The sequence below is a fragment of the Aquimarina rhabdastrellae genome (assembly GCA_947387485.1).
GTDB lineage: Bacteria > Bacteroidota > Bacteroidia > Flavobacteriales > Flavobacteriaceae > Aquimarina.
Genome location: CANDNT010000011.1, coordinates 139,656 through 151,617 on the forward strand (window position 1 = coordinate 139,656; position 11,962 = coordinate 151,617).

1 protein-coding gene is annotated in these 11,962 nt (G+C 37.4%); it reads right to left on the minus strand.

Annotation, left to right across the window (positions count from 1 at the left end):
• Position 1 precedes the first annotated feature (1 nt).
• Positions 2-11,956 carry a beta-ketoacyl synthase N-terminal-like domain-containing protein gene (locus ACYEKI_RS15745; RefSeq protein WP_459212158.1) on the minus strand — a complete coding sequence of 3,985 codons (11,955 nt, stop codon included), beginning with the start codon at positions 11,954-11,956 and terminating at the stop codon, positions 2-4.
• Positions 11,957-11,962 lie beyond the last annotated feature (6 nt).

The following is an 11,962-nucleotide window of genomic DNA, read 5'->3' on the forward strand; positions in this document are numbered from 1 at the left end:
TTTAGTGAATACTATATTTTTTTAATAGGTCAATCCCTTGTTCTGTTTCTATACTTTCACTTTCGATCTGATCAATTAGGTTTTCGATAATTTCATAATTTCCATTTACCGGAATTGAAAGGTTTCCATTCACTTTTTCTGAAGTCGTTTTATTGATCCAGTATCGTTCCTGATCAAATGGATATTTAGGTAGATTCATAAACCTGGGGGTATTACTCGGGTATAGCATTTCCCAATTCAACTCTAAACCATTCACCCATAGTTCAAGTAACTTAGATAGTTTTTTACCTTCTATCCATTTATCAATAGTTCCTTGTAAATCCGTGTCAGCATTAAATAAAGAGATAGAGGTGTCATACGGGTTTACTTCTCCCTTATACACATTTTCAACACTTAGATTTTCATTCAGTAAACTTTCTAGTTTTTCGGTCAACTCTTCTATAGAACCAACAATTAGACCTAATCGAATTTTGAAAATCTCCCTGGTAATCTGTAATGAATAAGCAAGAGAAGCCAGATCTACATTTTTATTACGAGAATCTATAAGCTGTAAAAGATCTTGCTTTTTTTGTTTGAGCTGTTCTTCTGTTTTAGCTGATAATACTACAATTACCCTTGTATCATCTTGGGGATTATTGACTGATGTTTTATCTTCGGTTTTTTTCGAATTATATTCTTCAATAACTACGTGGGCATTTGTTCCACTCCTTCCAAAAGAACTTACTCCTCCCATCCTTGGTTTTCCTGGCTCTTTTATCCATTGGGTAGTTTTTTTATTGATATAGAATGGACTGTCTTCCCAATTTATATAGTCATTTTCTTCATCACAATTAATTGTTGCGGGTATTTTTTCATGTTCCAGCCCTTTTAATAAACCAATGACACTTACTAATCCTGACGCTGCCATTGTATGTCCTAAATTGCTTTTAATACTCGTTATTGCACAACTACCTTTTTTTGTTGGAGGTTGCTCTTTATTTAACTTTTTAAAAGCATCATTCAAGGCATTAAGTTCAATAGGATCTCCTAATTTTGTTCCTGTACCATGGGCTACAATATGAGAGATATCATTAGGGTTTATATCGTATTTGGCATAAGTGTTTTTAATCAGCTCTTCCTGACTTTTTCCATTAGGAGCCGTAACTCCATTTGTTTTACCATCGAAGTTAATTCCACTGGCTTTTATAGTTCCGTAAATTCGGTTACCATCCTGAACAGCTTTAGACAACGGTTTTAGCATCAGTACTGCCACCGCTTCACCCGCTCCAATACCATTGGCTTTTTTTGCAAAACTGTAACATTCACCATCCTGCGAAAGCATTCCTGCCTGGCTCATTTTTGTATAAAATTCAGGAGAAAGGATCAAAGAAGAAATCCCTGCTACCAAAGCAGATTCGCATTCTTCATTCCTTAAACTTAAAATAGCCTGATGCAGTGCTACTAAACCTGAAGAACAAGCTGTATTTGTGGAAATTGTAGGACCATGTAAATCCAGGAAATATGATAGTCTTGAAGATATCATTGCATTTCCACTATTTCCAACACCCTGTTCTCCTGAAACAAGTGAGTCATATTGACTTTCTTCCATCCCTACAAAAACTCCGGTTGATGTTCCTCTCAATGAAGATGGATTGATCTGAGCATCTTCTATTGCTTTATAGGCTTCCATCAAAAGCATCCTTTGCCCGGGATCCATGGCTTCTGCCTCTCTTGGTGTTATTTCGAAAAACAAGGGATCAAATCCTTCTATATTATTGATAAAACCTCCTTTGTTAGTATTGATTTTGTTATTTGTATTACCGGGATTTATAAAATAATCTCTCCAGTCCCATCGGGACAATGGAATTTGTTCTATACCACTTTCTCCGTTTTCTAACATAGACCAAAATTGATCTACATCATTGGCCTTCGGAAAACGCCCGGACATCCCAATGATAGCAATAGGTTCCCTTGACAAACCAAAAGTACCAGATGTATTATTGGATCTACTTTGTATGAAACGTTTCTTGAATCTGATCTTATCTCTTTCAAATTTGATTTTTTCTACGTGTTTTTTATCATTTATCAAATCTGATGGCTTACTATAAAACATTTCAAAATGACTATGATACTCATTAACCAGGTATTCACTTAACTTTTCAATAGTAGGATAGTTATAGAATATAGAAGGGGTTAAATTCAGTAAAAAATATTCATTCAACTGTTTGGCAAATGTTGTTAAGCTAATAGAATCAAATCCATAATCTACCAAATTGGTTATCCCATCTAATTTAGATACAGGTATTTTTAAACTTATGGATACTTGCTTGATCAGATCTGAGTATGCACATTTTCCCAAAGAAAAATCCTGATATTGTATGTTCCATCCTTTACCAGTATAAGGCAAAATATTTTGAACTTTTGAAGACGGTTCTTCTTCCTGATCCACGGTATATACCCTATCCATAAATTGCTTTGTACGATCCGGCTTTCCTTTAAGTACCATAGTTTGTAATTGATCGGTTTGAAGTAAATTCTTCCATATCTCAATTCCTTCTGCTGTATTCAGTACCTCCTGACCACTACTTTTCAGATAAAATTCAGCTTGTTCAGTATCTCTTTTGCCCATACCGCCTTCTTTCCAAAATGGCCAGTTGATTACCAGAGTTTTCCCTTTACCTAATTTCTTTTGCTGTCTATATTGTGCATACGCCATTAAAAAACGATTAGCTATAGCGTAATCACATGATCCGAAATCCCCTAATAAGGCAGCTGAAGATGAAAAATAGCATACAAAATCCAATGGTTGTCCTTCAAGAACTTCTTCTAAGAGTAAGGTTCCTTTGGATTTTGATCGAAGTACCTTATCAATACTTTTTATTTTTTTCTCATGGAAAATTTCCTCGCTTTCTACACCGGCTGCGTGAATAACTCCTGTAATACTAATCGGAAGGTTTTTCCCGAGAGATGTCATTGCTTTTTTATTGCTTATATCAAGAGAACTATAATGTACTTCTTGAGCTCCTTCCTGTTTTAACTGATCAACCTTTTTCTCTATTTCAGAGTTTAAAGAAGTCCTTCCTAACAATAATAGTTTTGCCTGATATTCTTTTGCCAGGAATTTTGCAAACTGAAAGCCCAGTTCGCCCATACCTCCGGTAATTAAATAACCACCATTTTTTTGCAATATGGATTCGTTTACAATATTGTCATTATCTATTAAATTATACGACAATATAAACCTTTGTTGATCTTTATATCGTATGATTCCGGAATGTTGTTTAATGTCTGTTAATTGATTAAGGGTACACGAATGAGTATTTGTATAAAGTATTGATACCTGGTTATTAGGCAATACCATTTTTAATGATCTTTCAAAACCTATCCAGGAGTAATCCCAACATGAATCCACGGATGTTGGCTCATAATGACCAACCAAAGTAACATCTATGTGATGGTTAGATTCCTTAACCGCCTTAAATAAATTAAATAACGCATGAACTCCTTTTTCTCCCTGATCTTTTGCCCACGTATAAATCAATTGAATAGGTTTTTTGCTTTTTCTCTCTACATCATTGAGTATTTTTTTAACATCTATGATGTTATTAAAACGACAATGGTAAATCTTGTTTGAAACTTCATTGTATTTCGAATTTTGATATACATAGATTGATTGAGCAAACTTTTCTTCATCATCTTCTTTTATCACTCTCTTTCTGAACTCCTCATCAGCAAAGATTACCAATTGCTTATTTTTAATGTACGATTCATCAAGTGTAAGAGGTTCTTCCTTCCAGTATTCTCTATAATATAGATGTTGAGATAACTCTTCCGGTTGTTTTATAATATTCTCTTGTTTTGTATCAATAATATTTTCTATTACTTCATCTACCTCTATCAGTGATTCTTCTTTATTAAATTCTTGTACAGACAATCCTTTTATTTGAACACTGATGTTACCCTTTTGATCCAGAATATCTATATCCAGTTTATGGTTCATTTCTCCCAAATCTTTACTTCGCGCCCAAACAACTATATCTCCTGTCAAAGCAGACCATACCTTTAAATAATCTAATGATACTGGGTATAATTCGGAAGATTTTAATTCGGGAAACAAGTTCTTACTGACTTGTAATATACTTTCCATACCTTCCGGATGAAGTATCAAATCCTCTTGATCTTCGTTTTCAAAAAATGATGTGGTTATTTCAGCCAATAACTGATCCTCTCCCAAGTAAATAGCTGTAACTGGATCTTTAGACAACTTATTATTGTCTTTAGTTCCTGAAAGAACTTTATTCATTTGAGATTTTAACTGTTCAAGGTCTTTTTTAGGTGTTTCTATGTTTTGACTATAAAATGTACTTCCTCTTAAAAATGTTAACTCTTCTTCGTTTTCGGCTATGTGGATTTCAAAATCTACTTTTTCTATTTCCACTCCCGAAGGACTACTTCCAAATAAGGTAGTCCTTACTTCTGTTTCTTTTTTTATCTCTACTGGATATCCCCAGGAAATATTAGACAACTCAATAACTTCTGATTCTTTTTGAGGGGGATTCGCTAAAAATACTGCTGCTCGAGCCATTTCCAGTAATGCCATTGATGAAATAAACTTATAACCTGGAAAGTCATCACTCTGTACAAAATATTTTTCCTCATTATATATAGTATTATAACATTGTTGTCGAAGGTCAGAAATATTTTTATGCACCAAAGGGTGTAATACTTCTATGTTTCTTTCTTTTTCTTTTATAGTATTACCTATCGTTTCTTCTATCCAGTATCGCTCTTTGGCAAAAGGGTATACCGGTAAACTTATACGTTTGGGTTTTGAACTATAAAGCTTGTTCCAATCAAACTCTAATCCTTTCACCCATAAATCAAGTAGTTTTGATAGTTTTTGTTGATCTATATATTTCTCTACAATAGTATCCCTCATCTCAACATCATGGCTTATGATGCGTAACCCTTCCTTATTTCGTTTTACCTGCCCTCGATATACACCAGAGATATTCTCTTTACCTTGAATATAATCCTGAAGTTTTTCTATCAATTCATTCTCCTCCCGTATCATCAAGCCTAGACGCTCTTCCATAGCTTCTCTACCCTCCTGAAGCGTATATCCCACCTCTATCAAGTCCAGGGATCCTTTTCTTTCTTCTATAAATCGCAACAAGTTTGATGCCTTTTGTTGTAATTGTTCTTCTGATCGGGCTGATAGAGGGATCATAAAAGCTCCGTTTTCCTTAACAACCTGAACCGGTTTTTGAGTTACTTTCCCGGAATCAGGAATATATTCCTGCAATACCAAATGAGCATTGGTACCACTAAATCCAAACGAACTGATTGCGGCTTGTCGTTGCTGACCTTCCTTGACCTTCCAATCTCTGAGCTTAGTATTTACATAAAATGGACTATCATCCAAATTAATATGTTCGTTTAGCTGCTCAAAATTTATAGTCGGTGGTAACTGTTGGTGTTTTAAGGATTGAACTACCTTAATAACCCCAGCTACCCCAGCTGCAGTTAAACAATGGCCTATATTACTCTTTACTGATCCTAAAGCACAATACTCTTTTTCCTGAGTATATTTTTTAAAGGTCTTACGTAATCCTTCTATCTCAATAGGGTCTCCTAATTTGGTACCCGTACCGTGTGCTTCTATCAACTGAATACTATTCGGGTCTATATCAAACTGATCATAGACTTGTTGCTCTAATTGGGTTTGTGATTCTGTATTTGGCGCTGTAATACCATTGGTCTTTCCATCTTGATTTACTCCCCATCCCCTGATCAATCCCAGGATATTGTCGCCGTCTTTTTCTGCATCTTCTACTCTTTTGAGCATTACCGCCCCCACTCCTTCACCAGGCACAAAACCATTGGCTTGCTGATCAAAAGTATGGCATTTACCATCTGGGGAAAGCATCCCGGATTGGGAACTCATTATATGCATTGAAGGTGTTGCCATAACATAAACCCCTCCTGCCAAAGCAGCATCAATACTACCTGATACCAGGGCATCACAAGCATTGGCAATAGCAACCAATGAAGAAGAACAAGCAGTATCCATAGAGATACAAGGACCTTGTAAATTTAAAAAGTAAGAAATACGGGCTGCCAATATAGAACCCGCAGCGCCTGTAAATCCTTGTGCACTTAACTGATGCTTTTTTGATTGTTGAAGATAATCCCCTGCAGCACATCCTACATATACCCCACATTTACTTCCTGAAAAACTATGTGGATTATATCCTGAGTTCTCCATAGTATGCCAACAGGACTGTAAAAACAAACGTTGTTGCGGATCCATACTCTCCGCCTCTACCGGGGATATATTAAAAAACATAGGATCAAACAGATCATATCCTTCCAGGGCACCCATCCATTTACTATAGGTTTTTCCTGGGGTTGCATCTCCAGCCTGATAGTAATGATCAATATCCCATCGATCTCCAGGGATTTCACTAATACAATCTCTGCCTTCAGCTATATTCTGCCAGAAAACGTCAACATCCCCTGCTTTGGGAAACTGACCTGACATACCTATAATGGCTATGCCTCCTATACTATCTTTTTCTCTATTTGAAGTAGTACGAAGTGAAGACCTTCCCTTGCGTATCGATGTAAGTACTCTTCGGGTAAACTGCTTTACCTGTACTGTTTTTTCTTTCTTAAGGGAATTAACAACTGGGGGATGTACCTCTTCTTCTTCAACTCCTAACTCTCCCTGTATATACTCACTTAATGATAAAAGAGTGGCATAACTATACACAATGGTAGCTTGTAATGTAATACCAAACTTCTCATTGATCTTACGGATAAAAGTAACCCCTACAATAGAATCAAGCCCCAGGTCAACAAATTGACTGTCTTCATCTATCTCTTCCTCCTCCAGATGTAACTCTGCTGCTAATAATCCTCTTAAATCTGATAATATATCTGACTGTTTTCTAATACCTGTAGTTACCACCTTTGTTGAAGCAATAGTAGATACGGGTTGCTCAACAAGTGCTACTTCCTCTTTTTCTTCTTGCCCGGTTTCTTCCAATACATAACTACTCAATGCGGAAAGGGTAGCGTAACTATATATAATCGTTGCTTGTAATGAAATACCAAACTTCTCATTGATCTTACGGATAAAGGTAACCCCTACAATGGAGTCCAGTCCCAGATCCACAAACTGGCTGTCTTCATCTATCTCTTCCTCCTCCAAGTGTAACTCCCCGGCCAATAATGTTTTAAGATCAGCAATGATCATAGGTAATGTATACTTACCTTGTGATACAGGTTCTGGTGTGGATACTACAGTATTAATAAGAGGTAATCTATCTTTTCTACTTGCAGATGTTGTATTAAAGTTACCTTCTATACGCTTCAGGGTATCCAAACTCCCTACAAAAGTCTTATCGTGCATAGATAACTCCTGTGCACAAATATCTTCTAAACGATCCTTGATATAACGCGTCATCTGATCCTTAAAAGCAATTAAACTACTTCGCGAATTACGAACCAGGTCTCTTACCAAGGTAAATGCAAACTCACTGATCTCCTTGCGGGATACTACCGGTAAGGATATTCTTTTTTCTTTTAATGTCTGACCTGCATATTCAACCCCTGTAAGCAAGGTACCACGTGCAAGATCATGTCCTATACGCTCCGGAAAAATCAAGGTTGCCCCTGCTCCCGGTGTAAAGCCATAGTTCATATAAGGACTTACATAATGACTCTCTTTACTCAAGATAGGAAAATCACTGAACATACCCATTGACCACCCTGCTCCAATTCCATGACCTTGCATCACTGCAATCACAGGAATATTACAATCCAAAGCTAGTTGAAAGATCCTGGTATCTGTAAACCTGGCTTTTCCTTCCTGGATCGCAACTAAACTCTCCTTAGTCCCTCCGGAAGCAAAATAACTATCATACCCGGTCAATACTACCACCTTATAGGTTGAAGATTCTGAAATATGATCAAAAACCTCTATCATACCTTCTATAAAGGCATCGGAAAACATATTCCTTGCCTCCCGGTCTTCCATAATGATCTCTACAATACCCTCAGGATGTAAAATAGCTTTGATTACTTCTGATTGTAAGGCTATTCTTGTTGGTTCATCTGGAAATGTTGTAACCTCTTCTTCCTTTATCGTCCATAAGGGTAATTCTTCTAATACAGATCTCAGCTCTGAAGCCTGAACCTTCTTCCAGTTTCTTATAACTTCTAAAGGAAGTGAAGACCAATACCCCGCCTGTTCCAAAACTTCTGTCATAGGATCTGATGAAACCAGTACGGAACCTGTATGTTCCTCTAAATCCGAACCACTATATTCTCTACCTGTAAGCAATATCTCCTGGGATAAAGAATATCCCAGGCCACGATTAAAAAACGGAAGAGATAACCTGCCTAATTCCGGGACTCCTACCAATTCAGAAGCACAATAAATCCCATCTGTATGGTAGATACAAACATCACAACTCTGAGCTATTAACCAACCCAGATCCCTGGCATTTCCTTCAAGGGTTGCAATCACAGGTACCGAAGCATTGATCAATATATCTTGAAGCTGTCTGATTTCTTCTAATGAAGTTGATAAATCAGATACTCGTAAAAACCCTTCATCTACACTACTAAGAATAATTACCTTGTAAACCGGTGTCTTTTCTACTTGATCCAGAACTTCTGATATTCCGGAAATCAACGTCTTTAACTTATAGTTTTTAGATCCCGTATCTATCTTAACAGTTAACACTCCTTCTATAGAAGTCTCCAGTTGTATATATTTTGAGCGAGTGGTTAACTTAGTTTCTAATCCAGCTAATGATTCCTCCGTCTTAAAAGTGTTAACCTGTTTTAATTCTGTTACCTGTTTTGCTATACCACGAATGAGATGTTGCTTTAATAAACGAAGCGAGTTTTGTGGTTTCTCACTCAAAGATCGAACAAGATCTTCTGTATAAGAACCTACTTGATCCAAAGTAACTATTGGAATGTTCCAACCTTTTCCTTTTAGATTAGCACCTGTTTCTGTTCCTATATTATATAAAAAAGATCTAGCTATATTAATTCCGAAACGCTCTTCAAACAGGAATTCTTCCTTTATAGTAGGAAACAATCCTTGTTTAGGGTTTGTATATTTATAACGAGAAGTTTCACTACATATCATAAAATCACATAAAGCGCCCAGTAAGAAACCTGCCCCCATTGCATCTCCCTGCATCTCTGCAATTACAGGGTAAGGAAAAGATGCTACTGTATGGTAAAGCCCTTGAGTTAAACACTCGTTATAAGAGTTACGATCTCCCTGAAGGAAAGTTTTATTCGTTCCTCTTACGATCAAAACTTTTAATCCCGGAAGATCTTTTACATAGTTAAGGCTATGTACTAAATCCCCTATAAGTTCTTCTGAAAGTAAATTATCCTGTTCTGTAGCTACCTCAAGGCTGTAAACACCTTCACCCTTATCATATAATTTTATATCAGAGACTATCTTTGAATCATTAGATCCTAAGTTCATTCTCAAAGAAGTCTGAAGAATAAACTGTGCTTTTGGTGCTACTGCTGACCCTATAACTGTGGTTGGTAAATCCTTTATTGGTTGTAATAAAATATTGGCAGGTTTGGATACCAGTACATTATCTAAATCTTTATCTGAAGAAATAACTGTATTATCCTTAGTATTTAAAACCCGTACAGGTATGGGAAGCTCCTTTGGCAACTTTATTACCTCTTTTGAAGGTAATGATACCTCAGATGTTTCTTGCCCTCTAACTGGTCTTTTCTCTAGTGTTTCAACTTCTTCTTCATAGCTTACTCCATAAGCTTGAACACATACTTCACCTTGTTTGTTACACAGGTCGATATCCAAAGTATCTGTTTGATTCGAAGGACGGATCCAAATAATCATCTCTCGAGAACAACTATCAATTACTTTTAAAGAAGCTATCTCTATCGGAATAAAAATTTGATGATCTCCTCCTGATAGTAATCGACCTCCCAACTGCAAAGCATTCTCAAACATGGTTGGGTCTAACCTATATATATCCTCTCCAGATATCAATGATTCCGGAAGGGTCAACGCTATCAATAATTCTTCCTTATTGTCGTATACACTCACAACCTCTGATAATGAAAGGTCATAAGCACTATTTATCCCTTCATTTCCGATTCGCCGCTTAAGTTCAACTATATCTAAAACAGCCTTTGAAGACCCTGTTGATATAACACTACTACCCTGGCAATACACTAACTCTTCTTCTCCTTCAGGATGATAAATCTCAAAATCTATAACCTCTTCCCTTTGAGGAAGCAAAGCAATAGCTACTCGTAAATCTTCTTTGATTCCAACAGGACCAGTCCACACAACATCCCTGAACTCAACAGTAATGAAGCTTTCTTTTTCTGGTAAAGAGTCTGCCAACGCTGCTTTGGCCATCTCTAAATACACAGGTACAGAAAGTTCATTCTTCCCAGAACCCAAAGTATAAAACTCATCTCCTATAAAAGTGGAACTATAAACCTGGTGGGATAGATCTGAAATATTACGGTGAAGCAATGGGTGAAGTACAGAAGTAACCTTACCCTTTATTGATTCTTTACTATCTACTATATCTATCCAGTATCGCTCCCTTGCAAATGGATATGTAGGAAGGCTCATTAGTTTGGGATGGGTATTTACATACAACCTCTGCCAGTCAATATCCTGACCTTTGCTCCACACCTCTATCAATGATGCATAATTACGATCTTTTATCCATTGACGAACCATTTGTTCCAAGTCCAATCCTCCAGTTGCATAACCTGAAAGCAAATCCCGGTCACGTTTAACCTGACCCCGATAAATATCTGTTATATCATCCGTACCCTTTAGATAAGATTCCAGTTTTTGAATTAACTCATCAATAGAGCTAACCACAAAACCAACACGTTCATCCATCGATTCACGACCTACCTGAAGCGTATAAGACATAGCTCTAAGCTCCAGGGAATCCTCCTCCTTGTTTGAAAAGCGAAGGAAATCCAATAAATCATTTACCTTCTGTTCTAATTGCAATGGCTTCTTTGCTGATAATGGGATCATAAACTCAGAGTTCGATCCGTTAAAGGAAGGTATCTCTGAACCAATATATTCTTCTATGATCAAGTGGGCATTTGATCCTCCTGCCCCAAAAGACGAAATACCGGCTATACGGGGTAGCTCCTTTCCATTCAACACAGGGGCATCCCAATCCCGGAGTTTCTGGTTGACAATAAATGGTGTTTTATCAAAATCTATATGGGGGTTTAAACGACTCGAGTGTAGCGAAGGAACTATCTGACGGTAACGCATCTGTAGCAATACCTTGGTAACACCAGCGATACCGGCTGCAGATTCGCAATGACCTATATTAGACTTGGCGGAACCTATCTGACAATAACCTGTTTTAATATCATCCGTAGCTCCCTCAAATGCTTTGGTAAGGGCGGATATCTCTATCGGATCCCCAAGTTTGGTTCCTGTACCGTGGGCTTCTATATAACTGATATGACGCGGGTCCGTACCCGACACTGCCAACGCCTGACGGATAGCATCCGCCTGGGCCTTAGGATTCGGAACACTATATCCATTGGTCTTACCTCCGTGATTTAAGGAACTTCCTTTGATGATACCATAAATATGGTTGCCATCTCTTTCCGCTTCGGAAAGACGCTTTAAGATAACGGTACCTACTCCTTCTCCAGGAATATAACCATCTCCCCCCTCTCCAAAACTCTGGCAATGACCATCACTGGAAATAAACTGACCCGTACTTAACATCAAGTACTTATTCGGGTGAACGCTAACATTAACACCTCCTGCTATTCCTAAATCCGTACGACCTTCTTTTAAATCCTGGCAGGCCAAATGGATCGCAGTCAAAGATGAAGAACACATCGTATCCAACGTCATACTGGGACCGTGTAAGTTTAGAAAATAGGACACACGATTGGCAATACTGGC